This is a genomic window from Streptomyces sp. 135 (genome assembly GCF_020026305.1).
Lineage (GTDB): Bacteria > Actinomycetota > Actinomycetes > Streptomycetales > Streptomycetaceae > Streptomyces.
In genome coordinates this window covers 4,966,857-4,992,683 of record NZ_CP075691.1, presented here as the reverse complement: position 1 = coordinate 4,992,683, position 25,827 = coordinate 4,966,857, and the positions used below count along the sequence as shown (strand labels likewise).

The following is a 25,827-nucleotide window of genomic DNA, read 5'->3' as shown; positions in this document are numbered from 1 at the left end:
TCTGATGGCAACCACGACGCGTAACGGCGGCACGAACGGCGCCGCCAACAAGGGCAACAAGTTCGCCAACGCCGGCGCCGCCGCGGGCGGTTTCGTCGGCGCCCTGGGCGGCTCGTTCGTCCCCCCGGTCAACGTCACCGTGAACAACCACAAGAACACCGCCGCCCGCTCGGGTGGTGGCCGCTCGCACGCCGAATCGCTGCTCCCGGCCCCGGAGTTCACCTCGCCGGCGCAGGTGCGGAACTACTGCAACACCCTGCGGGCCGCCGCCGTCACCCTCTCGATCGAGGTGGCGATGGGCGCCGAAATCCTCAAGGGCGTCCTCGCAGCCGTGCCGGACCCGGACGGGCGGGCGTTCGGCTCGCGGGTGCGGGCCGCGAAGGTTGCGCGGAAGATGCAGCGCTCCGCGGACGCGTTGCGGGACGCGGCGAAGAACGCCGCCGCCTGCTACGCGGTGTTCCAGCAGGAGTACGAGGAGGAGATCCAGCGGGTGCGCCACCGTGCCCGCAAGCCGCAGCAGCCCGTCATGAACTGGGCTCAGCAGTAGAAGGGGGTACGACCATGGCACGCAAGTGGACCGATCAGGGAGGCCGGGCGTACCCGCTCGCCGTCCCCGCCGACCCGGACGCAGCCACGGGCGGCTCCGTGCGAGCGTATCTGCTGAACCGGGCCAAGCCGCACCTGCCGCCGTGGCTCGCCGTCGGCGGCGCGGGTCTGGCGGGGGCGCTGGGGAACTGGCGGTGGTCCGACAGTTCCGCGGCCGGCGTCGGCCTCACCCTCGCCTCCGTCGCCCTGACCGGCGTCACGTGGTGGGCGGGCAAGGCCACCAGCTCCCAGCGCCGTCTCCACTCCGCCATCACCGTCGCGGCCGGCTCCGCCTGGGTTACCGCCGCGTGCCTGGCCGGTCCCACCGCCGGGCCGGTCGATGACCTGTACCTGATGGGCGGGCCGGCGGTGGCGCTGTCGTGGAACGTGCGGATGGTCATGCGCCGCACCGACACCACCGGCGAGACTGGCGACAAGGGACTGTTGGAGAAGGTCGGGCTGGCGCGGGCACAGATCGGGGCGGCGAAGGTGGAACCGAACCGGGTCACCGCCCCGGTCGCCCTCGCTCCCGGTGAGCAGACCAACGGCGACATGGCCAAGGCACTGGGCAACCTCGCCTCCGCCCTGGACCTGCCGACCTCCGCCGTGCGCTACACCCCCGACCCGGACTCGAACCGGCGCGGGGACCTGGTCATCGTCCCGGAAGACATGCTCGCCGAAACGGTCGAGTGGGAGGGCCCCTCGAACCTGGGTGGGTCGATCGCGGAGCCGCTGGTCATCGGCCGTTACGACGACGGCGCCCCGCTGGTCCTGTGGCTGCCCGGTGACCCGGACGCGGGCCGCAACTCCACCCACGTCCTCGTCGCCGGCGGCACCGGGTCCGGCAAGGGCGACACGGCGCTGAACCTGCTGACGGAGGTGCTCTCCCGCAGGGACGTGGTCGTCTGGTTTTCCGACCCGAAAGCGTTCCAGGACTTCGCCCCGCTGCGTCCGGGCCTGGACTGGGCCGCCGAAGGCGGCACTGACACGGAAGTCATGGTCGCCGCCGTCCAGGAAGTCATTCCGGCGCGTACGCGGTGGCTCGGGGCGCACGGCTACCGGCAGTGGGTACCCGCCGCCGCCCAAGCGCAGAACGACCCGGAACACACCTGCCGCAACGACGGGCGGGCGTGCAACTGCCCGGGGATGCCGTTCCTGGTCACCTGGTTCGAGGAAGCCGCCAACACCCTCCGCGCGCTCGGCGACGACGCCTTCACCGGCATCGCACAGGAAGCACGGTCCGCGGGGATCTCGCTGATCGTGTCGCTGCAACGGCCGTCGTACGACCAGATGTCCACCAGCACGCGGGCGTCGCTGCCGTCGGTGGTCGCGCTGGGCTGTGACCCGCGGGATGAGGGATTCTGCCTGCCGGACGAGGTACTGGCCGCGGGCGCCCACCCCGGAGCGTGGGGCAACCGCAGGCCGGGCTACTGCTACGTCGTCTCCCCGGGCATCCCCGAGGACCGCTACCCCTCCCCGGGCCGCACCCGCCGCTTCACCCACCGGGCCGTCCCGGTGATGGAGCTGCTGGCCACCTGGGTCCAGCGCAACGGCGCCACCGCCGACCCCGTCACCGCCGGCGCGGCCGTGGGTGTCGCCGGCACCGCCTACACCGGCCGCACCCCCGACGGCGCACAGCCGGCCGCCCTGCGGGCCGTCCCCGAGGAGGACGACGACATGAACCACAGCGGACTGCTCATCGACCCCGAAGACGCCGACATCGACCCCGAGGCGGACCTGCCCGGGGCCGAGGACGGCGACGACGCCCCGATCTTCGGGCAGGAGACCGGCCGCAAGCCCTCCCCCGAGGAGGCGCGGGAGCTGTTCGCCGCCGCGCTGGCCGAGTTCGAGCAGAGCGGGCAGATGATCGTGGGCCCGAAGGACTTCACCGACTGGTGCGACCGGCACAACCTGGGCCGCTCCTGGGTCTCCAAGCGGCTGAAGGAAGCGGCCGAGGAGGGCCGCCTGCAGGCGACGAACACGACCGGCCGGTGGCGCATCGTTCCCGCCATGGCCGCCGCCTGACACCCGTCACACGTGACGGGTGCGTCACACCCAAACCCCTAGGCGGGAGCGGGTGTGACGCGCCCTCACAGTGTCTCGTCACACCGCCGTCACACCCACCCGTCACACCCCGCGCAGCACCCGGGCGGGGGTGTCCCTCGTCTTCCTGACCATCGGCCGGAAGGGATGTCGCATGTACCCCGAGCACACCTCGCACGTGCCCGTACAGCGGGCCGTGGAACTCCACCAGCCCACCCCGTACCCGCCCGCCGCCGTGGCGCCGGCACCCCTCGCGCCGGTGCAGCCGGGCACGGTCCCGGCGGTGGCGAGCATCGTCCTGCCCGACGGCCGTGTCGTCACCGGCTACGCCATCAACCCCGCCCAGCCCGCACCGGTCGCCGCCAAACCGGCCGTGTCCCGCACGGCCGTGAACGTCGCCCTCGGCGGTGCCGGATTCCTTGCGGTGTGCGGAGGGCTGATCCTGCTCACCTCGTTCATCGCCGCGCTCACGGCGTTCATCACCCAGCTCGTCATCCTGGCCGCCGTCGTCTTCGGCGGATGGATCGCCGTGCAGATCTTCAGCACGAGCGGCCACCGCGGCACCGGCACGACCGTGAACATCCGCAAGGCCACGTTCAAGCGCAACCACTTCCACGGCTGAACCAGGCAGGAGAGACCGTGTTCGAGATCCGCATCATCTGCGACACCCCGGACGTGCCCCGCGTCGCCCATGCCGTCCTCGGCTCCGTCGACGCCGTGTCCGTACGCCGCTTCCCCACCCGCGACCGGGCCCGCACCCGCCTGTACATCACCGCCGCCCACCGCAGCACACACCGCGACTGCCCCGGCTGCGACGGCGACGGGCTGACCCTGTGGTTCCTGCCCGACGGCACCCAGGAACAGCGCCCCTGCACCGGCCTGAGCGCAGACGCCCTGCACGCCGCCGGACTCACCCAGGGATCGAGCCAACACGGGCCCTGGCACCGCACCACCGACCACTAGATACGCCAAGGGCGGCCCCCTCGTCTCGCCAAAGTCGCGGGGCCGCCCTTGTCTCCAGTCCTCAACAGACCTGTGGAGGTCTCCCAGCATGACGCAACCCACCACCCTCCCGCGAGCCTTAGCGGCGGGAGCTCCCGCCGCGGGCTCGATGCGGTTCTACCTGACCACCCACAAGCGGCACTGGCTCCGCTGGACCGACGTGCCGCTGTTCCTCAAGGCAGAGCACTTCGACCGCGCGGTCAAGTGGGACGTAGCCCAGGGCCCCTACGCCGTCGACTCCGGCGGGTTCATGGAACTGAAGGAAAAGGGCACCTGGACCCGCCCCCCGCGCCAGTACGTCGACTCCCTGCGCCGCATCTGGGAGCACGTCGGCCCTTACGACTGGGCTGCGCAGCAGGACTGGATGTGCGAGGAAGCCATCATCCACGGCGGCTGGTTCGGCGGGCAGTACTTCGTCGGCACGCACCTCAGCGTCGCCGAACACCAGCGCCGCACTGTTGAGAACTTCCTCGAACTGCGCTCCCTCGCCCCGGACCTGCGGATCGCCCCGGTTCTTCAGGGGCGCACCATTCCGGAGTACGAGCGGTGCGTGGAACTGTTCGAGAACGCCGGAGTCGACCTGCGGCGTGAGCCGGTGGTGGGCCTGGGATCGGTGTGCCTGTTGCAGTCCACCCGCGAGGGCGCCGCGATCGTCTCCGCGATGGCCGCACACGGCTTCAAGCTGCACGGCTTCGGATTCAAGATCCTCGGACTGGAACGCGTCGGGCACCTGCTCGCCTCCGCGGACTCCGCCGCCTGGAGTTCCCACGCCCGCCGCCGCCCACCCCTGGCCGGCCACACGCACAAGAACTGCGCGAACTGCATCGACTACGCCCTGAAGTGGCGCAAGCGCGTCATCAACTCCATCCCCGCCCACCGGCAGACGCTGCTCACCGACAGGAGCGCAGCATGAATCAGCCTCGCGTCATGGTCCGGGGTACCTCTGCGCGACCGCGGCTGCTGGACCTGTTCTGCTGCCAGGGCGGCGCCAGCAAGGGCTACGCCGACGCCGGGTTCGACGTGACCGGCGTCGACAAGGACCCGCAGCCCCGCTACCCGTTCCGGTTCGTGCAGGCGGACGCGATCGCGTTCGTCCTCGAACACGGCGCCGCGTTCGACTTCATCCACGCCTCGCCCCCGTGCCAGCACGACACCGACTGCCAGCGCATCCAGGGCAACACCCACCCCGACCTGATCGCCCCCACCCGCACCGCGCTGGAAGCGACGGGGCGTCCGTGGGTGATGGAGAACGTGGGCGGCGCGGTGCCCAAGCTGCGCGCTCCGGTGATGCTGTGCGGGCAGATGTTCGCCCTGGCCAACTACCGGCACCGGTTCTTCGAGACCGGCGGCGGCTTCACCCTCACCCAGCCCGGCCACCCCGCCCACCTCACGCCGCAGGCCAAGATGGGCCGCCCCGTCCCGGCCGGGCACTACGGGCAGTTCGTCGGCAACTTCTCCGGAGTCCCCCTCGCGCGTGAGGTACTGGGGGTGCCGTGGATGAACCGCGACGGCATCCGCGAGTGCATCCCCCCGGCCTACGCCGAGCACATCGGCCGCGCCGCCCTGGCCATGCTCGCCCCCGTGCTGGAGGTGGCGGCATGAGCGGCATCCTGACCGCCGATCTGGCCTGCCTCCCCCTGCTCGCCTCCGCCCTGTCCTCAGCAGAGCGAGGCTGGCCCGTCATCCCCCTGCACCCGCGGGCCAAGCGGCCGGCCGGGCACGCCGAACGCGACTGCCCCCGTACGGGCCGGTGCGCGGGCGGGCACCGCAAGCCCGAACAGCGCGCCACCACCAACCCCGACCTGATCCACGCCACCTGGGTGGCCCGCCCGTACAACGTCGGTATCGCGACCGGCCCGGCCGGACTGCTGGTCGTCGACCTGGACGTGTGCAAGCCCGAAGAACCAGAAGGAGCGCCTGACGGCGCCACTTCCTTGCAAGCGCTCTGCGAGCGCGCCGCCCAGGCCATCCCCACGACCTACCGGGTGCGGACCGCGCGCGGCGGGGAGCACCTGTACTTCACCGCCCCGCCCGGGGTGCGGCTGAAGTGCAGCGCGAACCGACTCGGACCGCACATCGACACCCGCGCCTGGGGCGGCTACGTCGTCGCCCCCGGCAGCACCACCCCCGACGGCGCCTACGAGGTCACCGACGACGCCCCCGTGGCGCCGCTGCCCGGATGGCTGGCCGAATGCCTCACCGAACCGGACCGGCCCGCCGTCGTCCCCCTCGCCCCGGTGCGGGACGGCACCCGGGCCGCCCGGACGGCGCTGGAACGGGAGTGCGCCGTGATCGCGGCCACGACCGACGGCGGGCGCAACAACACCCTGCACCGCAGCGCCTGCAAGGTCGCCCGGTTCGTCGCGTGGGGCGACCTTTCCCGGGACGTGGCAGAGCAGGCAATCCAGGGGGCGGGGGAGTCCACGGGCCTGCCGCCGGCCGAGTGCCGCACGACCATCCGCAGCGCCATGGACTGGGTCATCACCCACGCCACCCCACGGCAGGCAGCGTCATGACCGGCCCCAACTCCCCCCACCTGGATTGCCCCACCAGCCGGACCACCGGCCCGCAAGCCGCTCCACAGCCTGTGGACGCGGCGGGCGTAGGCGAGCCGAAAGACGCCGCCCGCAAGGGCGTCGTAACCGCCCTTTTCCCGAACCGATCCCAAATCCGGCCCGGGCTCGACCCGGCCCCGGACGCGCCCGGTATCCGGATCTTCGCCCCGCCGGTCTACCGGCACCACTACGACGGCGCCCGCTGGTCCACCCGGCCCGGAGCCCTGCCCACCGCCGCCTACGCCTGCCGCTGCGGGCAGACCGGCGCCGCCACCGGCCCCGAGAAGGTGGCCGCGCTGGTCGCCGAGTACGACGCCCACCAATCCGCCTGCACGGGAGCTCCCGCCGCAACCCCCGAAGGGAGGGCCGCCGCATGACCACCCCGACCGCCAGCGACGGCGCCGCTCTGCTCAACGAGGTGGAAGCCTTCCACCGCCGGTTCAACGTCTTCCCGCACGAGGCCGCGTTCGTCGCGGTGACGTTGTGGGACGCGCACGCGCACCTGCTCGACTGTTTCGACTCCACTCCCCGTATCGCCTTCCTGTCCCCCGAACCGGGGTCCGGGAAGACGCGGGCGCTGGAGATCGTGGAAACGCTCGTGCCGCAGCCCATGACGGCCGTCAACGCGTCCGCCGCCGCCCTGTTCCGCTCCGTCTCGTCGGGCAACGGCAAGCCCACCATCCTGTTCGACGAGATTGACACGGTCTTCGGGCCCAAGGCGGGAGACAACGAGGAACTGCGCGGATTCCTCAACGCCGGCCACCGCCGTACCGGGGTCACCTACCGGTGCATCGGGGACGGCGGGCAGCAGACCGTGCAGGCGTTCCCCTCGTACTGCGCGGTCGCGGTCGCCGGTCTCGGGTCCCTGCCCGACACGATCATGAGCCGGGCCGTCGTCATCCGCATGCGCCGCCGGGCCCGCAACGAGAAGGTGGAACCCTTCCGGGCCCGCGTCCACGAGGCCGAGGGACACAAGCTCCGGGACCGGCTCGCCACCTGGGCAGAACAGGCCCGCGCGTCCGTCGTGGACGCGTGGCCCGAGATGCCGGAAGGGGTCACCGACCGGCCCGCGGACGTGTGGGAACCGCTGCTCGCCATCGCCGACGCCGCCGGCGGCCACTGGCCCGACCGGGCCCGCGAAGCCTGCGTCACCCTGGTCACCGCGTCCAAGGCCAACGACAAGGGCAGTCTCGGGGTACGGCTGCTGACCGACCTGCGCGACCACGTCATGGCCGGCATCGACCGGCTTCCCACGGTCGCGATCCTGGACCGGCTCAACGCCCTGGACGATGCGCCGTGGGCGGACCTGCACGGCAAGCCGCTCGACAACCGGCGCCTGTCCAAGATGCTCGCGGAGTACATGACGGCGGACAACGAGCCCATCGCCTCCCGCAACATCAAGACCGCCGGGAGCGTCCTCAAGGGCTACTACGCCGCCGATCTCTGGGACGCGTGGGCCCGCTACTGCCCCCCGCCCCCGGAAAGTCCGCTACCTCCGCTACCCGGCACCGAAAACGTGGCCTGACCAGCACTGACGCGGTAGCGGCAACCGGCCCTGATTGCCGCTACCGCCCCGCTACCCATCCGCTACCGCTACCCCTTCCCGCTACCCCAAACAGGCCCCTGACCTGCACGGTAGCGGCGGTAGCGGAAGTAGCGGCCCTCAGAGGGACCCCCGGACGACTCGCCCCGAGAAGGAGTCATCACCTTGGCTGGCACCAAGATGCTCAAGCTCCCTGAAGTCCTCACCGAAATCGGCATGAGCCGCGCTGCCTTCTACCGCATGCGCGCCCGTGGGCAGGCGCCACGACTCGTGAAGCTGCCCAACGGTCACCTGCGAGTCCGCCGCACCGACCTGGACAACTGGCTCAGCAACCTGGACTCCCCCGCCTACTGATCGCACCGACAGACCAACTCACCCACGGGGCCCGGCACGAGCCGGGCCCTGTTCGCAGGAGGGCCCCCGATGGGGAAGACGTACGACGTTCGAATTTGGTCCGTCCGGCAGCGGAAGGATCGTGGACAGACCTCAGCGGAACTGCGCTGGAAGACGGGCGAGACGCCGCACTCGCAGACGTTCCGCACCAAGACGTTGGCAGAGGGGCGGCGCGCCGAGTTACTGCGGGCCGCTCACGCCGGCGAGCCGTTCGACGAGTCCACCGGGGCGCCACTCTCCGAGTTGCGCCAACGCAACGATGTCAGTTGGTACCAGCACGCCCGCGAGTACATCGAGATGAAGTGGCAGCACTCCCCCGGCTCCACCCGTCGGACGCTCGCGGAAGCCATGGCTACCGTTACGCCCGCTCTCGTGAGGGACGCCAAGGGAATGGCTGATGCCCAGACGGTGCGGACGGCCCTCTATAGCTGGGCATTCAACGTGAGTCGTCGCGATCAGGACCCGCCCGACGAGGTGGCCGCCGTGTTGGCGTGGTTCGAGCGGAAGTCCGTGCCCACGTCCGCGCTGGCCGACCGTATGCAGGTACGCGCCGCCCTGGACGCCTTGACCAAGAAACTGGACGGCACCACAGCGGCGGCATCGACCATCCGCCGGAAGCGGGCCATTTTCCACAACGCTCTCGGCTACGCCGTTGACGCCGGACGACTGACGGACAACCCCCTGCCACAGGTGCAGTGGAAGTCCCCGGAGCAGGTAGCGGAGGAACTGGACCCCGCCTCCGTACCGGACCCCCGGCAAGCTCTCGCCCTGCTCGATGCCGTGCGTACGCAGAGCCCACGCGGGCGGCGCCTGGTCGCGTTCTTCGGCTGCATGTACTACGCGGCGGCACGGCCGGCGGAAGTCATCGGCCTCCGTCTCCAGGACTGCGAACTGCCCCGCCGGGGGTGGGGCACCCTGCGACTCCGGGAAACCCGTCCGCGCTCGGGGTCGGCCTGGACTGACAGCGGGGAGGCTCACGACCGGCGGGGGCTCAAGCACCGGCCCCGGAAAGCAGTGCGCACTGTTCCGATCCCGCCCGATCTCGTGAACCTGCTTCGGTGGCACATCACCGCGTACGGCGTCGCCCCGGACGGGCGGCTGTTCCGGACGCAGCGTGGCGGACTCATCCAGGACACCGGATACGGCGAGGTGTGGGCGGAGGCCCGTTCTCGTGCCCTCACGCCCGCTCAGTGCGCGTCGCTCCTGGCGAAGCGTCCTTATGATCTTCGCCACGCCGCCGTATCCACATGGCTCAGTTCCGGGGTGGAACCGCAGGAAGTAGCCGCGCGCGCCGGCCACAGCGTGGCCGTGTTGTTCCGGGTCTACGCGAAGTGCCTGGACGGCGGCGCCGCTACAGCCAATGCCCGGATCGAGCGGGCGTTGAAGAACGGCAGCTAGGAGGGGCGGAAGCTGCCCCACGCCTGCCCCACACGGACTGGTCAGCACCCGAATCAGGGTGAGACACACTGGGAAAAAGCGCCCATAACGATCAAGTCGGGCCCATCAACGACGAAAGGGTCTGTGATCAGCATTGCTGCTGGTCACAGACCCTTTCGGTCGTGTGGCGGCGCCAGGATTCGAACCTGGGAAGGCTGAGCCACACCGCCGGGTTTGCTGCCTCGCCCCGCTTTCGCGGCGCTCCGTGGCAACGACGTAAACGATACCTGATGGACAGGGGTGCTTCGCCACCCGATTGATCGGCACCCCGCGCGGGGGCGGTGGCTAGGCTTTGCGGATGCGGCCAGCGTCAGGCGGCCGTGTATCCGCTGAGTACGCACACCCCGATACAAGGAGCCACAGGACATGGCCGACTCCAGTTTCGACATCGTCTCGAAGGTCGAGCGGCAGGAGGTCGACAACGCCCTCAACCAGGCCGCCAAGGAGATCTCGCAGCGCTACGACTTCAAGGGCACGGGCGCCTCGATCTCGTGGTCCGGCGAGAAGATCCTGATGGAGGCGAGCGGCGAGGAGCGGGTCAAGGCGATCCTCGATGTCTTCCAGTCCAAGCTGGTCAAGCGCGGCATCTCGCTGAAGGCGCTGGACGCGGGCGAGCCGCAGCTGTCCGGCAAGGAGTACAAGATCTTCGCCTCGATCGAGGAGGGCATCTCCCAGGAGAACGCGAAGAAGGTCGCCAAGATCATCCGTGACGAGGGCCCGAAGGGCGTCAAGGCGCAGGTCCAGGGCGACGAGCTGCGGGTCAGCTCGAAGAGCCGGGACGACCTCCAGGCCGTGCAGGCGCTGCTCAAGGGTCAGGACTTCGACTTCGCGCTGCAGTTCGTGAACTACCGGTAGACAGACGCGTGTACCCGGCGGCCCGTCCCTTTGGACGGGCCGCCGGTCTCTGTTCTCAGCGGCGCGAGTGGCCGAAGAGGATGCGGTAGGCGACCAGCAGGACGAGCGAGCCGCCGATGGCCGCCGCCCAGGTGGCGCCGTCGTAGAAGTGGTTGACGATCGGGCGGTCGAGATAGCGGGCGGAGATCCAGCCGCCGATGAAGGCGCCCGCGATGCCGATGACGGTCGTGCCGATGAAGCCGCCCGGGTCGCGGCCGGGCAGCAGCAGTTTGGCGACGGCTCCGGCGAGCAGTCCCAGAACGATCCAGCTGATGATGCCCATGCAGTGACCCGGCCTTTCTCGCGCGGTGAGCTCTTTGTGCGCTGTTGTCCTGGAGGACGTCTCTACGGAGGGCTGCGGTTGCGGTGATCCGTAAGGTGCGGCGCATGACACAGCAGCCAGAACTTCGGCGGACCCTCGGTGTCTTCGACGCCGTGGTGATCGGTCTCGGGTCGATGGTGGGGGCGGGGATCTTCGCGGCGCTCGGGCCGGCAGCGGACGCCGCGGGGTCCGGGATGCTGATCGGCCTCGGGGTTGCCGCCGTGGTCGCGTACTGCAACGCGATGTCGTCGGCGCGGCTCGCCGCCCGCTATCCGGCCTCGGGCGGGACCTACGTGTACGGCCGGGAGCGGCTCGGGGAGTTCTGGGGGTACTTGGCGGGCTGGGCGTTCGTCGTCGGCAAGACCGCGTCCTGTGCGGCGATGGCACTGACCGTGGGGGCATACGTCTGGCCGGGGCAGGCGCACGCGGTGGCGGTCGGGGCCGTGGTGCTGCTCACCGCCGTGAACTATCTGGGCGTCCAGAAGTCGGCGCTGCTGACGCGTGGGATCGTGGCGGTGGTCCTCACCGTGCTGGCGGCGGTCGTCGTCGCCTGCCTCGGTTCGGGGGCGGCCGACGCGGGGCGTCTCTATGTGGGGCTCTCGGGCGGGGTCGGCGGGGTGCTCCAGGCCGCCGGGCTGCTGTTCTTCGCCTTCGCGGGGTACGCGCGGATCGCGACGCTCGGCGAGGAGGTGCGTGACCCGGAGCGCACTATTCCACTGGCGATCCCCCTGGCGCTGGGTATCGCCCTGTGCGTGTACACGGCCGTGGCGGTCGCCGTGCTGTCCGTCCTCGGCCCCTCCGGGCTCGCCGACGCGACCGCTCCGCTCGCCGACGCGGTGCGTGCGGCGGGTGTGCCGGGGCTCGTGCCCGTCGTGCGGGTGGGGGCCGCGGTGGCGGCGCTCGGCTCGCTGCTGGCGCTGATCCTGGGCGTCTCGCGGACGACCCTCGCCATGGCACGGGACAGGCACCTGCCGGGGGCGCTCGCGGCCGTGCACCCGCGCTTCCGGGTGCCGCATCGCGCGGAGCTCGCGGTGGGCGCGGTGGTGGCGGTGGCGGCGGCGACGGTGGATGTGCGCGGGGCGATCGGCTTCTCCTCCTTTGGGGTGCTCGTGTACTACGCGGTCGCCAATGCCTCGGCGTGGACGCTCAGTTCGTCGGTCGCGGCGCGTGCCGTGCCGGCTGTGGGTGGTCTTGGGTGCGTGGTACTGGCGTTCGCGCTGCCGTTGTCGTCGGTGGTGGCCGGTGGGGCGGTGTTGGCGGTGGGGGTCGCGGCATACGGGGTACGGCGGCTGCGCTGACGCTTCGGTGTGGCCGGGCGCGGGCAGCGGGGCGGGCAGGACGTGGTCGATCGCTCCGCTGCACTGTGTCAGGCGGGCGTCACCTCAGGCGGGCGTCACGCGCGCGTGGTCGTCTCGCCATGTCGGCAGTTCCGGGCCGTCGTTGTTCTCCTCGTACCAGCCCGTGCCGTCGAGCCAGGCGGTGAGCCAGGTCGTGAGGCTCGGGGAGTCGACGAACCAGGCCTGGTCCGGATCTCCGCCGTTGGGTTCGAAGAGCAGGACCTGGGCGGTGTCCGTACGGCAGTTCACGCACGCGTACATCGCGCATCCCCAGTGGGATATCGGCAGCACGCCTTCCGGCCAGCCCCAGTCGTCGGAGTCGCGCATCCCGAGGTACTTCTCGACGACAGTCGGCTCACCTCCGGAGGACTTGCCTTCGAGCAGGGGCAACAGGCCGTACTCCGGGCCGAACCCGCCGTCGCCTATGCGGGTGTAGAGGGCGGCGAGCAGCGGCGGCAGGCGAAAGCCCAGGGCGGCCTCCGCGCGGGCCAGGGTCTTCGCGTCCAGGGGTGCGGGCAGGACGTCCCATCCCCAGGGGCGGGTGGCGCGCGCCTCGGCGGCGACGCGGGCCAGCAACTGCTCGGTGTCGGTCATGAGTTCATGGTGGACCACGGCACTGACAATCAGACCCGGCGCGTCGCTCCTCTCCGGCTGTCGCACCGGAGGGTGCCGGGTCTAGTAGCGGGCGGTGAACGGCTGGTCCGTGCGGACGATCTCACGGCCGAGCGGCAGCAGTGAGACCGGGATCAGCTTGAAGTTGGCGACGCCGAGGGGGATGCCGATGATCGTGACGCACAGGAGGAGGCCCGTGGCGATGTGGCCGAGCGCGAGCCACCAGCCCGCGAGGAGCAGCCACAGGACGTTGCCCACGCAGGAGGGCGCGCCCGCGTCGCGGCGCTCGACCGCGGCGTAGCCGAAGGGCCACAGGGCATAGCGGCCGATGCGGAAGCTGGCCAGGCCGAACGGGATGCCGATGACCGTGACGCAGAGCAGCACGCCCGCCACCAGGTAGCCGAGGAACATCCAGAACCCGCAGAGGACGAGCCATATGACGTTGAGGATTGTCTTCACTGCTGACGACCTGCCATCTGCTCGAGTCGGGCGATGCGCTCCGCCATCGGGGGATGCGTGGAGAACATCTTGGACATGCCCTGCCCCGGACGGAAGGGGTTCGCGATCATCATGTGGCTCGCCGTCTCGAGGCGGGGCTCGGGCGGCAGCGGCAACTGCTTTGTCCCGGCTTCGAGTTTACGCAGGGCGCTCGCGAGAGCGAGGGGGTCGCCGGTGAGCTGTGCGCCGGAGGCGTCGGCCTCGTACTCCCTGGAGCGGCTGATGGCCAGCTGGATGATGGAGGCCGCCAGCGGGCCCAGCAGCATGATCAGGAGCATCCCGAAGATGCCGGGACCTTCGTTGTCGTTCGACCGGCCGACGGGGATGAGCCAGGCGAAGTTGACCAGGAACATGATCACGGAGGCGAGGGCGCCCGCCACCGAGGAGATCAGGATGTCGCGGTTGTAGACGTGGCTCAGCTCGTGGCCGATGACGCCGCGCAGCTCACGCTCGTCGAGGAGGCGCAGGATGCCGTCGGTGCAGCACACCGCGGCGTTGCGCGGATTGCGGCCGGTCGCGAAGGCGTTCGGGGCCTCCGTGGGCGAGATGTACAGGCGGGGCATGGGCTGGCGGGCCTGGGTGGAGAGCTCGCGGACCATGCGGTACAGCGTGGGGGCCTCGAATTCGCTGACCGGGCGGGCGCGCATGGCGCGCAGGGCGAGTTTGTCGCTGTTCCAGTACGCGTACGCGTTCGTGCCGAGGGCTACGAAGAGCGCGACGATCAGGCCCGTACGCCCGAAGAAACTGCCGATGACGAGGATGAGCGCGGACAGTCCCCCGAGGAGTACGGCGGTCTTCAACCCGTTGTGCCGGCGGTGCACGGTACGCCCTCCTGGTGGTGCGTGGGGGAACCCTCTGCTGGCTGGTGCTTCCACTGTTCAGTGGACCCTCCCGTACTGGTCAACGCCAGGCGGGGAGCACTAGTTCCCTTGTGCGCTCAGGAGCGGTTTGGGCCGCGTGGGTGATGGCCCGGCCCGCGTCAGAAGAGGCCGGTGTCCGAGAACCTCAGGACGAGCTGGGGTGCTCCGGAGAGCGCGATCCCGAGGACCGCGGTCAGGGCGATGGCCGCCGTGAGGGGGGCCGGGGCGCGGTGCTCGACCGGCTCGCCCTCGGGGGCGCGGAAGAGGAGCGCGGTCCACTGGAGGTAGTAGTAGAGCGCGATCACGACGTTCACGGCCATCACCACGGCGAGCCAGCCGAGGCCCGCGTCGACCGCCGCCGAGAAGACGGTGACCTTGGCGAAGAGGCCGATGATGCCGGGCGGCAGGCCCGCCAGGCAGAGCAGGAAGAAGGCCAGTACGAGGGCGGTCAGAGGGCTGCGCGCGTACAGGCCGCGGTAGTCGCTGACGCGGTTCAGGCGCTGGGCGCGGCCGACGAGCGCGGCGACGGCGAAGGCCCCGAGGTTCACAGCCGTGTACATCAGGGCGTACGCGACGGTGGAGCCGACGGCTTTCTCCGCGGCGGCTTCGTTGTCGGCGTATCCGGCGGCGGCGATCGGCACCAGGAGGTAGCCGGCCTGGCCGACCGAGGACCAGGCGAGGAGGCGGACCGCGCTGTACGCGCGCGTGGACTGCTGCCGCAGGGCGGCGACGTTGCCCGCGGTCATGGTGAGCGCGGCGAGGACGGCGAGCGCCGGGCCCCAGACGTCCGCGTACGAGGGGAAGGCGACGACGGTGACGAGGATGAGCCCGGTGAAGCCGACGGCCTTTCCGACGACGGAGAGGTACGCGGCGACGGGCAGCGGCGCGCCTACGTAGGTGTCCGGTACCCAGAAGTGGAACGGCACGGCCGCCACCTTGAAGGCGAAGCCGACGAGGGTGAGGGCGACGCCGGTCTGGGCGAGCGTGTCCAGCTGTCCGTCGGTGACCTGGGTGCTCTGGAGCTTGGTGGCGATCTCGGTGAGGTGCAGGGTGCCGGTGGCCGCGTACACGAAGCTGACGCCCATGAGGCTCACGGCGGTCGCGGTGACCGAGGAGAGGAAGAACTTCAGGGCCGCTTCGGAGGAGCGCTTGTCGCCGTGCCTGAGGCCGACGAGGGCGAAGGCGGGCAGGGAGGCGACCTCCAGGGCGACGATGAGTGTCGCGAGGTCGCGCGAAGCGGGCAGCAGGGCGGCGCCCGCGGCGGAGGACAGCAGGAGGAACCAGAACTCGCCCGCGGGCAGCTCGCCCTTGGTGCCCTTCGCGTCCTTCAGGGTGCTCATGGAGAGCAGGGCCGCCAGCAGGGCGCCGCCGAGGACGAGGAGCTGGATGACCAGGGTGAAGCGGTCGGCGGTGTAGCTGCACGCGTGCGTGCCGCCGCCGGTCAGGCAGAAGGTCGAGCGGTCGTCGTCCAGGAGGGGCAGCAGGGCGAGCGCGGCCGCGGCCAGGCCTGCCACGGAGATCCAGCCGAGGACAGCCTTCTTGCCGTCGCCCACGAAGAGGTCGGCGACGAGCACGACGAGCCCGACCACCGCGGCGATGGTCGGCGGCGCGATCGCGAGCCAGTCGACTGACTGGACGACGCTTGCGGCGGCCACGGTCACGACTTGCCTCCAGTGAGGAGCTTCTGCACGGCCGGGTCGGTCAGGCCGAGGAGAGCCGCGGGCCAGAGTCCGGCGAGAACGGTGAGGGCGACGAGCGGGGTCCAGGCGGCGAATTCGTAGCCGTGGACGTCGGCGAGCGCCGGGGGCGCGGGCTCGGTCGCGGCCTGCGGCGTCGGGCCCATACAGACACGGCGTACGACGATGAGCATGTACGCGGCGGTGAGCAGCGTGCCGAAGGCGGCGATCGCCATGAAGACGAGGAAGGCGGGGCGGCTCAGGTCGTCGGCGGGCTTGAAGGCGCCGAACAGCGCGAGCATCTCGCCCCAGAACCCGGCGAGGCCCGGCAGGCCGAGCGAGGCGACCGCGCCGAACGCGAGCAGGCCGCCGAGGCGGGGGGCCTTGCCGTAGAGCGCGGCGCCGAACTCCTGGGCGAGCGAGTCGAGGTCGGTGGTGGCGGTGCGGTCCTTGAGCGCGCCGACGATGAAGAAGAGCAGGCCGGTGATGAGGCCGTGGGCGATGTTGGCGAACAGCGCGCCGTTCACGCCGGTCGGGCTCATCGTCGCGATGCCGAGCAGCACGAAGCCCATGTGGCCGACCGACGAGTACGCGATGAGCCGCTTGAGGTCGCCCTTCGCGCCCCGCTTGGCGAGGGCGAGGCAGGCGAGGGAGCCGTAGATGATTCCGACGACCGCGAAGGCCGCGAGGTAGGGCGCGAACTCCCGCATGCCGTCGGGGGCGATGGGCAGGAGGATGCGGACGAACCCGTACGTACCCATCTTCAGCAGCACGCCGGCCAGCAGGACCGAGCCGACGGTGGGCGCGGCGGTGTGGGCGTCCGGCAGCCAGCTGTGCAGCGGCCACATCGGCGTCTTGACCGCGAGCCCGATACCGATCGCCAGAACGGCGATGACCTGCACGGATGTACTCAGGCCCGGGTCGTTGTCAGTGGCGAGTGCCACCATGTCGAATGTGCCGGACTTGAGCCCGATGAGGAGCAGGCCCAGCAGCATCACGACGGACCCGAGCAGGGTGTAGAGGATGAACTTCCAGGCTGCCCGGGTTCGTTGCTCGCCGCCCCAGCGGGCGATGAGGAAGTACATCGGGATGAGCACCATCTCGAACGCCAGGAAGAACAGCAGCAGATCGAGGACGGCGAAGGTCGCGAGGGTGCCGGACTCGAGGACGAGGATCAGTGCGACGAATGCCTTGGGGGACGGGCCCTTGGGCATCTTGAAGTAGCTGTAGAGCGCGCAGAGGAAGGTCAGCAGCGCGGTCAGGACCAGAAGGGGGAGCGAGATGCCGTCGATGCCGAGGTGGATGCGCACGTCGAGTGCGGGGATCCAGCTGATGTCGGTCGTGGCCTGCATCTTCGACGGCTGGTCGTGGTCGAAGCCGAGCGCGAGGACGATCGCGGCGAGCAGGATGGTGCCGGTCACCAGCACGCCGTGGCGGAGCACGGCCTGGTCGGGCGACTTTCCCTTCAGCCCGGGCGGGGCCGGCAGGAGAGCGGCCACGGCGCCGATGAGCGGGCCGACGACGATCAACGCCAGAAGAAACTGCATCACGGACTCACTGATACCGATCACGGCTGCTCACGCTCCGGCGGTGGCGACGAGGACGGCGGCGACGGCCAGGACGACCGTGCCTGCGAGCAGCGCGCTCAGATAGGTCTGCACGTTGCCGGTCTGCGCGCGCCGGACGGCCGCGCCGAGCCAGCGGGGTGCGGTGCCCGCGCCGCGCACGTACGTCTCGACGACCTCGCGGTCGAGGAAGCGGACGAGTCGCGCGGCGGCCTGGACCGGGCGGACGAACAGGACGGTGTAGACGGCGTCGAGGCGGAAGCCGCCGGCGGCGTGGCGGTGCAGGGGGCCGAGCAGCAGACGGCCGGGATCGGCCGGGTCGTGGGCCGAGGCCACGTTCCCGTAGGCGGGGGCGTGCGAGGCGATGGCCTCCGACTCGACCTGTCCTGCGTCGCCGCCCGGGCTCGCCGCGACCGCGCCCATCGGGACACGGGCGGCGAGCGCGGTGGTGTGCCGCCACGCGCCGTACGTGACGAGGCCGCCGACGAGGGCGAGGCCCGTACCGAGCACGGAGGTCGTCAGCGTCGGCGTGAGCGAGTGGCCGTCGAACCAGTCAGGCAGGACACCCACCGTGAGACCGAAGGCGAGGGAGGGGACCGCGAGCACCCAGAGCACGGCCGTCATGGCCACCGGCTGCTTCCCGTGGTCCGGGGCCTCGGTGCCCTTTCCGTGGAAGGCGAGCAGCCACAGACGCGTCGCGTAGGCGGCGGTGAGGAGGGCGGTGAGCAGTCCGGCGACGAGGACGATCCAGCCGGCTGAGGCGGGCACGGACGCGGTGTGGCCCGTGGCGGTGTGCTCGGCGGCGCCGAGCACGGCCTCCTTGGAGAAGAAGCCGCTGAACGGCGGCATCGCGGCGAGCGCGAGGAGCGCCACGGTCATCGTCCAGTAGGCGTCCGGGATGCGGTCGCGCAGGCCCCGCATGCGGGACATGGCGGCCAGGGAGTTGGTGCCGGCGGCGTGGATGATCACGCCTGCCGCGAGGAACAGCAGCGCCTTGAAGGCGCCGTGGGACAGGAGGTGGAAGACGGCGGCGCCGCGGTCGCCGACGGCGAGGGCGCCGGTCATGTAGCCGAGCTGGCCGATCGTCGAGTAGGCGAGGACGCGCTTGATGTCGTCCTGGGCGAGCGCGGCGAGGGCCGAGCCGGCCATCGTGACGGCGGCCATGACGGCGAGGACGACCAGGGCCGCCGCGGAGGCGGCGAAGACGGGGAGGAGGCGGGCCACGAAGTACACACCGGCGGCGACCATCGTCGCGGCGTGGATCAGCGCGGAGACGGGCGTGGGGCCCGCCATCGCGTCGGGCAGCCAGGTGTGCAGCGGGAACTGCGCCGACTTGCCCGCCACGCCCGCGAGGAGCAGCAGGGCGATCAGCGTCGGGTGGTCCAGGCCGCCGTCCCGGACCGCCGCGAGGATCGTCGTGATGCGGAAGGAGCCCGCGTCGACGGCGAGGGCGAACAGGCCGATCAGGAAGGGGACGTCGCCGAGCTTGGTGACCAGGAAGGCCTTCAGGGAGGCGGCGCGCGCCTCGGGCGTCTCCCAGTAGTGGCCGACGAGGAAGTACGAGCAGATGCCCATGATCTCCCAGCCGACCAGGAGCACCATCAGGTCGCCGGAGTAGACGACGAGCAGCATCGCGGAGGTGAAGAGGGAGACGAGAGCGGCGTACGAGGGGTAGCGCGGGTCCTCGCGGAGGTAGCCCGTCGAGTAGATCTGCACGCAGGAGGCGACGACGCCGACCAGGACGGCGACGAGGGCGGCGAAGCCGTCGATGTGCAGGGCGAGCTCGACGGGGACCGAGCCGGTCGGGGTCAGCTCCGTGGCGGCGTCCACGGGCCGGTCGCCGCCCTGGCGGAGGGCCACGAGGACGGCCAGCACGAGCGCCGTCAGCGTGGGCAGCACCGCGAGGGGGCGTACGAGTCCGGGGCTCCGGCGGCCGAGCAGCAGGCCCGCGGCCGCGCCCAGGAACGGGAGGAGGGGGACGAGGATGGCGAGGGTGGTCGTGGTCACGCGGTGGCCTCGGTCTTCTGCGACTGCGGTGACTGCGTTGCCTGCGCTGCCTGCACTGCCTGCTGCGGCTCCTGCGACTCGTCCGGCCCGGTGGGCTCGGCGGTGTCACGGAGATCGTCGACGGCGGAGGTGCCGCGGTTGCGGTAGACGGCCAGGACGATCGCGAGGCCGATGCCGATCTCGGCGGCGGCGATGGCGATGGTGAAGAGCGTCAGGGCCTGGCCGGCGTGGAGGGCGTCGCGGAGCCAGACATCGAAGGCGACCAGGTTGAGGTTGACGGCGTTGAGCATCAGCTCGACGGACATCAGGACCAGGATCGCGTTGCGGCGGGCGAGCACGCCGTAGAGGCCGACGCAGAAGAGGAGGACGGCGAGGACGGCGGGATAGGCGAGGTGGAGGTGCATCAGCGGTTCCCCTCCCGGTCCGTGGCCGGGGCGTCCGTGGCCCGGGCATCCGCCGCGGCGTTCTTGCGGGACAGGACGATCGCGCCGACGAGGGCGGCGAGGAGGAGGACCGAGAGCGCTTCGAAGGGGAGCACCCAGTGCCGGAAGAGGACCGAGCCGGTCACGCCGGTGGAACCCTGGGCGGCGCCGTCCAGATCGATCACCGTGGTGCGGAACGCGTCCACGACGACCCAGACCAGGGCGGCCGCGGCGGCGAGGGCCACGGCGAGCGCGACCGGGCGGTTGCCCGAATCGGCGTCCGGGGAACGGCCGATGGGCGCCCGGGTGAGCATCAGGCCGAAGAGGAGGAGGACCACGACGGAACCGACGTAGATGAGGACCTGCACCCAGGCGATGAACTCCGCGGTCAGCAGGAGGTACTCGACGGCGAGGCCGCCGAGCGCCACGACCAGCCACAGGGCGGCGTGCACCAGCTGCCGGGTGGTGACGGTGATGACCGCCGCGCCCAAAGTGACGAGGCCGACGAGGACGAAGGCGATCTCGACGCCGGTCGGCGAGAGGAAACCGTGGCTCTCGGCGGCCGCGGCCGCCGTCGCCGCGGTGGCTGCTGCGGAGGTCACGACTCCCCTTCCCGCGTCTCGGGCGTGGGCCCCTCGGCGGCGGGCGCGGGCGCCTGCGGCTCGGGGACGGGCTTGGGCTCCTGGGCGGCGGCGAGCTTCTCCGCGGCCTTGCGGGCGGCGGCCAGTTCCTTCGGCTCCTCGGCGTCCGGGTCCAGGGCGGGCGGGGCCGGGACCGTCCACATCCACTCGCGGAGCTTGTCGCGCTCGTGGGTGAGTTCGTGGATGTCGGTCTCGGCGTACTCGAACTCCGGGGACCAGAAGAGGGCGTCGAAGGGGCAGACCTCGATGCAGATGCCGCAGTACATGCAGAGGGAGAAGTCGATGGCGAAGCGGTCGAGGACGTTGCGGCTGCGCTCACGGCCACCGGGGGCGGCGGGCGGCACCGTCTCCTTGTGGGAGTCGATGTAGATGCACCAGTCCGGGCACTCGCGGGCGCACAGCATGCAGACCGTGCAGTTCTCCTCGAAGAGGCCGATGACGCCACGGCTGCGGGGCGGCAGTTCGGGCTGGTGCTCGGGGTACTGCTCGGTGACGGTCTTCTTCGTCATCGTGCGGAGGGTGACGGCGAGGCCCTTGGCGAGGCCTGACCCTGGGATCGGAGGCATCAGTTGATCGCCACCTTCACGATTCCGGTGAGCGCGATCTGCGCGAGGGCGAGGGGGACGAGGGTGGTCCAGGCGAGCTTCTGGAGCTGGTCCTCACGAAGACGGGGGTAGGACACGCGCAGCCAGATCACGACGAAGGCGAGGACGGCCGTCTTGAGCAGGGTCCAGATCCAGCCCAGGCCGTCGGCGCCCCACGGGCCGTGCCAGCCGCCCAGGAAGAGGACGGTGGTCAGGCCGCACAGGACGACGATTCCGGCGTACTCGGCGAGGAGGAAGAGGGCGAAGCGCAGGCCGGTGTACTCGGTGTAGGCACCGAAGATGATCTCGGAGTCGGCGACCGGCATGTCGAAGGGCGGGCGCTGGAGTTCGGCGAGGCCCGCCACGAAGAAGACCAGGGCGCCGACGATCTGCCAGGGCAGCCACCACCACACGAACGCGTCGACGATGCCGGGCAGCGAGACCGTGCCCGCCGCCATCGCGACCGAGGCGGCGGCGAGCAGCATCGGCAGTTCGTAGGCGAGGAGCTGGGCGGCGGTGCGCAGGCCGCCGAGGAGGGAGAACTTGTTGGCGCTGGCCCAGCCCGCCATCAGGGAGCCGAGCACGCTGATGCCCATGATCGCGAGGACGAAGAAGATGCCCGCGTCGACGACCTCGCCGACCGCGCCCTCGCCGGGGCCGATCGGGATGGCGACCAGGACGAGGAGGTAGGGCAGCAGGGCGATGGCGGGCGCGAGCTGGAAGACGCGGCGGTCGGCCTCGGCCGGGACGATGTCTTCCTTCTGGGCGAACTTGACGCCGTCGGCGACGAGTTGGGCCCAGCCGTGGAAGCCGCCGGCGTACATGGGGCCGAGGCGGCCCTGCATGTGGGCCATCACCTTGTGTTCGGTCTGGCCGATGACGAGGGGCAGGACCAGGAACACCGCGAAGACGATGACGAGGCGCAGGGCGACGTCGAGGGCGTCGTTCACTCGGTGCCTCCGGTGCGGTGGTCGTTTTCGGGGTGCGGGGTGGGCGGCGTGGGCGGGGAGGACTCGGATTCGGGGTGCGTGGGTCCGGGCTGGGGCTGCGTGGACTCGGGGTGCGCGGGCTCGGGCTGCGCGGACTCCGCCTCGGGGCGGTCGGCCCCGGCCTCGGAGTGCGCGGGCGCCGCAACCACAGCTTCCGGCTCGGGACGCTCACCCTCGGCCGCAGGACGCTCGGCCCCGGGCGCGGGACGCTCAACCCCCGGCTCCGAACGCTCAGCCTCCGCCGCCTGGGTCGGCGCGTCGAACGCCGGGCGGGCTTGGTGCCACGGGGCGTCGGGGCTGCGTGGCGTCGACGGCCGCTTGGGCTCGGGGCCCGCAGCCGCGCTCTCCGGCGCTGCCTCTCGTACCGCCTCAGGCTTGGCCTCAGCCTCCGCCCCCGCCGCCGGCTCCCCCGGCAGAACCGGTGGCGTCCGCTGGGAGGCCGAGCCCTGGCTGACGCTGCGCGAGCGGCGTGGGGGGCGGGTCGGGGTTTCCGGTTGTTGTGGGTCGGCCGGCGGCGTCGCGGCCTGGCTGGCCGAGCCTTCGCTCGCCGTGCGGGTGCGCCGCACCGGACGTTCACCGGCCGCCGCTCGACCGGCGGAGCCCGCCGCGCCTCGGGCCGGGCGGGCCGGGGCCGCCGGGAGCCGGCCCTTCAGGGGGCCCCATTCGTTGGGGTCGGGGACGCCGGGCGGCAGCATCTGGCGACGCTTGGGGCCGCCGTGCTCGGACTCCCCCGGCTCCTTGGCTCCCGGCCAGGCCTTCGCGACGCGCGCCGCGAGCACGAAGTCCTTGCGCAGCGGGTGGCCCTCAAAGGTCTCCGGCAGCAGCAGCGGGGTCAGGCCGGGGTGGCCCTCGAACGTCACGCCGAACATCTCGTGCGTCTCGCGCTCGTGCCAGGCGGCGCCCGCGTAGATGTCGACCGCGGAGGCGAGCACCGGGGCGTCGTGCGGGACCGTCGTACGCAGGAGAAGGCGGCGTACGGGCGTGAGTGCGACCACGTGGGCGCAGATCCGGAAGCCCGTGCCGGGTTCGTCGACCGCGCTCAGCCAGTCGAAGTAGGTGCAGGAGAGCGTGGTGCGGGCCGTCTCCAGGGCGGTGGTCCACCGGTCCGGGGGGACGTCGACGGTCAGTACGTCGTACGACTCCTCGGCCGTCGCCTCCGCACCGAAGAGCTCCTCGACGGGGCTCGGCAGCCAGCCGGTCACCGGTCACCCTCCTGGGTCTCGGGTCCCGGTGCCGGCGCCGGGCCCTGGACGAGGCCACTGCGCAGCGCCGCCACGGAAGGCCGCGCTCCGCCGCCGTACCGCTCGCCGAGCGACTCGCGGGCGATCTTCTCCTGGAGCTTGAGAATGCCCTGGAGCAGCGCCTCGGGCCGGGGCGGGCAGCCGGGGACGTACACGTCGACCGGGATGATCTGGTCGACGCCCTTGGTGACGGAGTACGAGTCCCAGTAGGGCCCGCCGCAGTTGGAGCAGGCGCCGAACGAGATCACGTACTTCGGTTCGGGCATCTGTTCGTACAGGCGCTTCACGGCGGGCGCCATCTTGTCGGTCACCGTGCCGGACACGACCATCAGGTCGGCCTGGCGCGGCCCCGGCGCGAACGGGATGACGCCGAGCCGGATGAAGTCGTGGCGCGCCATGGAGGCGGCGATGAACTCGATCGCGCAGCAGGCGAGGCCGAAGTTGAAGACCCACAGGGAGTAGCGGCGGCCCCAGTTGAGGACCACCTTCATCGGCTCGGGGGCCAGGCGGGAGAGCACGCCGAGGCGCTTCGGCTCCGGCAGGTCCACGGGAGCGGGGGTCACGGGGGGCACGGGGGTCCCGGGGCTCACGTCCATGTAAGGACGCCCTTCTTGTATGCGTACAGCAGGCCCACGGCGAGGAAGCCGAGGAAGATGAACATCTCCACGAGCGTCGTCGCGCCGTAACCGGGCGCGGCGAAGACCGTCGCCCAGGGGAAGAGGAAGATCGAGTCGACGGCGAAGATCACGTAGAGGAAGGCGTAGACGTAGTAGCGGACCTGGGTGTGGGCCCAGCCCTCGCCGACGGGGTCGACGCCGCACTCGTACGTCAGGAGTTTCTCCGGGGTGGGCACCACCGGGCGCAGCAGCCGTCCGGCGCCGAAGGCGACGGCGACGAACAGCACGCCGACGACCGCGAGCAGCCCCACGACGGAGTACGACTGGTAGTAGCTCGCCGCGACGTTCGTCACGTGCACGTCAGCCCCTCACTCCCCGACCGCCTTGATCCTGATCCTGTTCGACGATCTGTACGCACGGGAGTCTAGGGCCTGCTAAAGGATCGGTAAGCAGAGCGTCACGCATCCGTCAGGGCGAGCGACACACATCGGTCAGGGTGAGCGCCGTACATCGGTCGGGGTGAGCGGCACGCATCGGTCAGGGTCAGCGGCACGCGTCGGTCGGTGAAGGTGGGGTTATCCCCCGGTCGTCCGGGCGGGGGTCCTCATGGCGTTACGGCGGCGCGCCCGGCACTCTGGCGCGTATGACCGCACGCAGCACCACGCCCCCGCATGACGACGATCCACTGCCGCCCGCGCGCTTCGCGTACGACGCGCGTACCTGGCGGGAGATCGCCCACCTTCTGGTGAACCTGCCGATGGGCATCGCCGGTTTCGTCTACGCGGTGGGCGCGCTCGCGCTGGGCGCCGGTCTGACGGTGACGGTCGTCGGCCTGCCGCTGCTCGCGATGGGGCTGCTCGGCGCGCGGCTGCTGGGCCGGACCGAGCGGGCGCGGGCCAGGAAGCTGCTCGGGGTGCGGGTCGATGAGCCGAGCCCGATGCGGGTGCTCGACGGGGGCGGTTTCTTCGGTCGGCTCTGGTCGACCCTGAAGGACCCGGTGGGCTGGCGCACGATGCTGTACGCGTTCATCCGGTTGCCGTGGGGCGTGCTCACCTTCGCCGTCACGCTCGTGGGGCTCTTCGTGCTCTGGCCGGTGCTGCCCTTCGTCGTCCGTGGGCTGACCAACGTCGACCGGATGATGGTGCGCGGGCTGCTCTGCCCTTCCGACGAGCTGGAGCGCCGCATCGCCGAACTGGAGTCCGACCGTGGCGTGGTCGTGGACACCGCCGCCGCCGATCTGCGCCGCATCGAGCGCGATCTGCACGACGGCGCGCAGGCCCGCCTGGTCGCCCTCGCGATGGGGCTCGGCCTCGCCAAGGAGAAGCTGCTGGAGGACCCCGACGCCGCGGCCCTGATGGTGGACGAGGCGCACGGCGAGGTGAAGCTGGCCCTCCAGGAGCTGCGCGACCTCGCCCGCGGCATCCACCCCGCGGTCCTCACCGACCGCGGTCTGAACGCCGCGCTCTCCTCGGTGGCGTCGCGCTGCACGGTGCCGGTGAAGGTGACCGCCGACCTGCCGGCGCGTCCGGCGGCGGCCATCGAGGGCATCGCGTACTTCACGGTCTCCGAGCTGCTTCAGAACGTCAGTAAGCACAGCGGGGCGCGCAGCGCGAGCGTGGAGGTGTGGCGCGCGGACGAGCGGCTGCTCATCCAGGTGTGGGACGACGGGCGGGGCGGGGCCCGGCTGGACGGCGGCACCGGTATGGCGGGGCTCGCGGACCGGCTCGGCGCGGTCGACGGCCTCTTCGTGATCGACTCGCCGGAGGGCGGGCCGACGACGATCACGGCGGAGCTGCCGTGGCGCGGCCGCACGGCGGACGCCCCTTCCGGGACCCACGGGACGTGACACCGTCCCCAAAAAAGTCCCCTCCAAAAGTCCCCTCCGAAAAGCCCCGCCGAAGGCCCCGAGGGTAGGGAAAACCCCCGCCCCAAGACGCCGACGCGCTCCATGGCCCGGGGACGGCCCGGCCGCGAGGCTGGAGGTACGGAAAACAGGCAGCTCCA

28 protein-coding genes are annotated in these 25,827 nt (G+C 71.4%); 14 read left to right on the top strand and 14 right to left on the bottom strand.

What is annotated here, in order from left to right:
- Window positions 1–4: 4 nt before the first annotated feature.
- The 12 genes from traA (at window position 5) to KKZ08_RS22500 (ending at window position 10,413) form a co-directional block, all read left to right on the top strand.
- Entirely contained in the window at window positions 5–547 is a 543-nt protein-coding gene (traA, locus tag KKZ08_RS22555; RefSeq protein ID WP_223776188.1) for a plasmid transfer protein TraA, read from the top strand.
- Between the two features lie 14 nt (window positions 548–561).
- Window positions 562–2,610, top strand: a complete 2,049-nt coding sequence (traB, locus tag KKZ08_RS22550) for a plasmid transfer protein TraB (RefSeq protein WP_223776187.1) — start codon at window positions 562–564, stop codon at window positions 2,608–2,610.
- 172 nt (window positions 2,611–2,782) lie between these two features.
- Window positions 2,783–3,250 (top strand): hypothetical protein, encoded by a 468-nt coding sequence (locus tag KKZ08_RS22545; protein WP_223776186.1) that lies wholly within the window; start codon window positions 2,783–2,785, stop codon window positions 3,248–3,250.
- Between the two features lie 17 nt (window positions 3,251–3,267).
- Window positions 3,268–3,591 (top strand): hypothetical protein, encoded by a 324-nt coding sequence (locus KKZ08_RS22540; protein WP_223776185.1) that lies wholly within the window; start codon window positions 3,268–3,270, stop codon window positions 3,589–3,591.
- An 88-nt stretch (window positions 3,592–3,679) separates the two neighbouring features.
- Window positions 3,680–4,543: a hypothetical protein gene (locus KKZ08_RS22535; protein WP_223776184.1), complete on the top strand. Its 864-nt coding sequence runs from the start codon at window positions 3,680–3,682 to the stop codon at window positions 4,541–4,543.
- A complete protein-coding gene (locus KKZ08_RS22530) occupies window positions 4,540–5,232 on the top strand; it encodes an SAM-dependent methyltransferase (RefSeq protein ID WP_223776183.1) in 693 nt (230 codons plus the stop codon). The genes KKZ08_RS22535 and KKZ08_RS22530 overlap by 4 nt, the downstream gene beginning before the upstream one ends.
- Complete coding sequence (locus KKZ08_RS22525) at window positions 5,229–6,146, top strand: bifunctional DNA primase/polymerase (protein WP_223776182.1); 918 nt, start codon at window positions 5,229–5,231, stop codon at window positions 6,144–6,146. The genes KKZ08_RS22530 and KKZ08_RS22525 overlap by 4 nt, the downstream gene beginning before the upstream one ends.
- Complete coding sequence (locus KKZ08_RS22520) at window positions 6,143–6,562, top strand: hypothetical protein (RefSeq protein WP_223776181.1); 420 nt, start codon at window positions 6,143–6,145, stop codon at window positions 6,560–6,562. Before KKZ08_RS22525 ends, KKZ08_RS22520 begins: the two co-directional genes overlap by 4 nt.
- A complete protein-coding gene (locus KKZ08_RS22515; RefSeq protein ID WP_223776180.1) occupies window positions 6,559–7,710 on the top strand; it encodes a DUF3631 domain-containing protein in 1,152 nt (383 codons plus the stop codon). The genes KKZ08_RS22520 and KKZ08_RS22515 overlap by 4 nt, the downstream gene beginning before the upstream one ends.
- Before the next feature lie 183 nt (window positions 7,711–7,893).
- Window positions 7,894–8,082, top strand: coding sequence for a helix-turn-helix domain-containing protein (locus tag KKZ08_RS22510; RefSeq protein WP_031034634.1), 189 nt, complete (start codon window positions 7,894–7,896; stop codon window positions 8,080–8,082).
- Window positions 8,083–8,151: 69 nt separating this feature from the next.
- Window positions 8,152–9,519, top strand: coding sequence for a tyrosine-type recombinase/integrase (locus KKZ08_RS22505; RefSeq protein ID WP_223776179.1), 1,368 nt, complete (start codon window positions 8,152–8,154; stop codon window positions 9,517–9,519).
- Between the two features lie 405 nt (window positions 9,520–9,924).
- Window positions 9,925–10,413 (top strand): YajQ family cyclic di-GMP-binding protein, encoded by a 489-nt coding sequence (locus KKZ08_RS22500; RefSeq protein ID WP_223776178.1) that lies wholly within the window; start codon window positions 9,925–9,927, stop codon window positions 10,411–10,413.
- A gap of 55 nt (window positions 10,414–10,468) precedes the next feature.
- Here the strand turns inward: KKZ08_RS22500 and KKZ08_RS22495 are convergent, their stop codons facing one another.
- On the bottom strand, window positions 10,469–10,735 hold the full coding sequence (locus KKZ08_RS22495) for a GlsB/YeaQ/YmgE family stress response membrane protein (RefSeq protein ID WP_223776177.1): 267 nt from the start codon (window positions 10,733–10,735) through the stop codon (window positions 10,469–10,471).
- A gap of 104 nt (window positions 10,736–10,839) precedes the next feature.
- Between KKZ08_RS22495 and KKZ08_RS22490 the strand changes: the two genes are divergently transcribed.
- Window positions 10,840–12,072 (top strand): APC family permease, encoded by a 1,233-nt coding sequence (locus KKZ08_RS22490; protein ID WP_223776176.1) that lies wholly within the window; start codon window positions 10,840–10,842, stop codon window positions 12,070–12,072.
- Window positions 12,073–12,156: 84 nt separating this feature from the next.
- On the opposite strand, the gene KKZ08_RS22485 is transcribed toward KKZ08_RS22490, so the two are convergent.
- The 13 genes from KKZ08_RS22485 to KKZ08_RS22425 all read right to left on the bottom strand — a co-directional run bounded on the left by KKZ08_RS22485 (window position 12,157) and on the right by KKZ08_RS22425 (window position 24,182).
- Window positions 12,157–12,705 (bottom strand): SMI1/KNR4 family protein, encoded by a 549-nt coding sequence (locus KKZ08_RS22485; protein WP_223776175.1) that lies wholly within the window; start codon window positions 12,703–12,705, stop codon window positions 12,157–12,159.
- Between the two features lie 81 nt (window positions 12,706–12,786).
- On the bottom strand, window positions 12,787–13,182 hold the full coding sequence (locus tag KKZ08_RS22480) for a YccF domain-containing protein (protein WP_223776174.1): 396 nt from the start codon (window positions 13,180–13,182) through the stop codon (window positions 12,787–12,789).
- Window positions 13,179–14,042: a zinc metalloprotease HtpX gene (gene htpX, locus KKZ08_RS22475; protein WP_223776173.1), complete on the bottom strand. Its 864-nt coding sequence runs from the start codon at window positions 14,040–14,042 to the stop codon at window positions 13,179–13,181. The genes KKZ08_RS22480 and htpX overlap by 4 nt, the downstream gene beginning before the upstream one ends.
- Window positions 14,043–14,200: 158 nt before the next feature.
- A complete protein-coding gene (locus KKZ08_RS22470; RefSeq protein ID WP_223776172.1) occupies window positions 14,201–15,742 on the bottom strand; it encodes an NADH-quinone oxidoreductase subunit N in 1,542 nt (513 codons plus the stop codon).
- Window positions 15,739–17,328, bottom strand: coding sequence for an NADH-quinone oxidoreductase subunit M (locus tag KKZ08_RS22465; RefSeq protein ID WP_223776171.1), 1,590 nt, complete (start codon window positions 17,326–17,328; stop codon window positions 15,739–15,741). Before KKZ08_RS22465 ends, KKZ08_RS22470 begins: the two co-directional genes overlap by 4 nt.
- Window positions 17,329–17,334: 6 nt before the next feature.
- The gene (locus tag KKZ08_RS22460; protein ID WP_223776170.1) at window positions 17,335–19,329 is read right to left on the bottom strand and encodes an NADH-quinone oxidoreductase subunit L; all 1,995 of its coding nucleotides are present in this window, start codon (window positions 19,327–19,329) and stop codon (window positions 17,335–17,337) included.
- The gene (nuoK, locus tag KKZ08_RS22455) at window positions 19,326–19,733 is read right to left on the bottom strand and encodes an NADH-quinone oxidoreductase subunit NuoK (RefSeq protein WP_223776169.1); all 408 of its coding nucleotides are present in this window, start codon (window positions 19,731–19,733) and stop codon (window positions 19,326–19,328) included. Before nuoK ends, KKZ08_RS22460 begins: the two co-directional genes overlap by 4 nt.
- The gene (locus KKZ08_RS22450; protein ID WP_223776168.1) at window positions 19,733–20,353 is read right to left on the bottom strand and encodes an NADH-quinone oxidoreductase subunit J; all 621 of its coding nucleotides are present in this window, start codon (window positions 20,351–20,353) and stop codon (window positions 19,733–19,735) included. The genes nuoK and KKZ08_RS22450 overlap by 1 nt, the downstream gene beginning before the upstream one ends.
- Window positions 20,350–20,958, bottom strand: coding sequence for an NADH-quinone oxidoreductase subunit I (locus KKZ08_RS22445; protein WP_223776167.1), 609 nt, complete (start codon window positions 20,956–20,958; stop codon window positions 20,350–20,352). Before KKZ08_RS22445 ends, KKZ08_RS22450 begins: the two co-directional genes overlap by 4 nt.
- A complete protein-coding gene (locus KKZ08_RS22440; RefSeq protein ID WP_223776166.1) occupies window positions 20,958–21,926 on the bottom strand; it encodes a complex I subunit 1 family protein in 969 nt (322 codons plus the stop codon). The genes KKZ08_RS22445 and KKZ08_RS22440 overlap by 1 nt, the downstream gene beginning before the upstream one ends.
- The gene (locus KKZ08_RS22435; RefSeq protein ID WP_223776165.1) at window positions 21,923–23,167 is read right to left on the bottom strand and encodes an NADH-quinone oxidoreductase subunit C; all 1,245 of its coding nucleotides are present in this window, start codon (window positions 23,165–23,167) and stop codon (window positions 21,923–21,925) included. Before KKZ08_RS22435 ends, KKZ08_RS22440 begins: the two co-directional genes overlap by 4 nt.
- Entirely contained in the window at window positions 23,164–23,802 is a 639-nt protein-coding gene (locus KKZ08_RS22430) for an NADH-quinone oxidoreductase subunit B (RefSeq protein ID WP_223776164.1), read from the bottom strand. Before KKZ08_RS22430 ends, KKZ08_RS22435 begins: the two co-directional genes overlap by 4 nt.
- Window positions 23,793–24,182 (bottom strand): NADH-quinone oxidoreductase subunit A, encoded by a 390-nt coding sequence (locus KKZ08_RS22425; protein WP_055547887.1) that lies wholly within the window; start codon window positions 24,180–24,182, stop codon window positions 23,793–23,795. The genes KKZ08_RS22430 and KKZ08_RS22425 overlap by 10 nt, the downstream gene beginning before the upstream one ends.
- 284 nt (window positions 24,183–24,466) lie before the next feature.
- On the opposite strand from KKZ08_RS22425, the gene KKZ08_RS22420 reads away from it, so the two are divergent.
- Complete coding sequence (locus tag KKZ08_RS22420; RefSeq protein ID WP_223776163.1) at window positions 24,467–25,669, top strand: sensor histidine kinase; 1,203 nt, start codon at window positions 24,467–24,469, stop codon at window positions 25,667–25,669.
- The last annotated feature ends 158 nt before the right edge of the window (window positions 25,670–25,827 follow it).

Coding starts and splice junctions, on each gene's coding strand:
- KKZ08_RS22545 (WP_223776186.1), top strand. CDS start 2,783: ATGTACCCCGAGCACACCTCGCACGTGCCCGTACAGCGGGCCGTGGAA.
- nuoK (WP_223776169.1), bottom strand. CDS start 19,733: ATGCACCTCCACCTCGCCTATCCCGCCGTCCTCGCCGTCCTCCTCTTC.
- KKZ08_RS22445 (WP_223776167.1), bottom strand. CDS start 20,958: ATGCCTCCGATCCCAGGGTCAGGCCTCGCCAAGGGCCTCGCCGTCACC.
- KKZ08_RS22430 (WP_223776164.1), bottom strand. CDS start 23,802: ATGGACGTGAGCCCCGGGACCCCCGTGCCCCCCGTGACCCCCGCTCCC.
- KKZ08_RS22515 (WP_223776180.1), top strand. CDS start 6,559: ATGACCACCCCGACCGCCAGCGACGGCGCCGCTCTGCTCAACGAGGTG.
- KKZ08_RS22490 (WP_223776176.1), top strand. CDS start 10,840: ATGACACAGCAGCCAGAACTTCGGCGGACCCTCGGTGTCTTCGACGCC.
- KKZ08_RS22485 (WP_223776175.1), bottom strand. CDS start 12,705: ATGACCGACACCGAGCAGTTGCTGGCCCGCGTCGCCGCCGAGGCGCGC.
- KKZ08_RS22520 (WP_223776181.1), top strand. CDS start 6,143: ATGACCGGCCCCAACTCCCCCCACCTGGATTGCCCCACCAGCCGGACC.
- KKZ08_RS22495 (WP_223776177.1), bottom strand. CDS start 10,735: ATGGGCATCATCAGCTGGATCGTTCTGGGACTGCTCGCCGGAGCCGTC.
- KKZ08_RS22535 (WP_223776184.1), top strand. CDS start 3,680: ATGACGCAACCCACCACCCTCCCGCGAGCCTTAGCGGCGGGAGCTCCC.
- traA (WP_223776188.1), top strand. CDS start 5: ATGGCAACCACGACGCGTAACGGCGGCACGAACGGCGCCGCCAACAAG.
- KKZ08_RS22500 (WP_223776178.1), top strand. CDS start 9,925: ATGGCCGACTCCAGTTTCGACATCGTCTCGAAGGTCGAGCGGCAGGAG.
- KKZ08_RS22505 (WP_223776179.1), top strand. CDS start 8,152: ATGGGGAAGACGTACGACGTTCGAATTTGGTCCGTCCGGCAGCGGAAG.
- KKZ08_RS22420 (WP_223776163.1), top strand. CDS start 24,467: ATGACCGCACGCAGCACCACGCCCCCGCATGACGACGATCCACTGCCG.
- KKZ08_RS22530 (WP_223776183.1), top strand. CDS start 4,540: ATGAATCAGCCTCGCGTCATGGTCCGGGGTACCTCTGCGCGACCGCGG.
- KKZ08_RS22525 (WP_223776182.1), top strand. CDS start 5,229: ATGAGCGGCATCCTGACCGCCGATCTGGCCTGCCTCCCCCTGCTCGCC.
- traB (WP_223776187.1), top strand. CDS start 562: ATGGCACGCAAGTGGACCGATCAGGGAGGCCGGGCGTACCCGCTCGCC.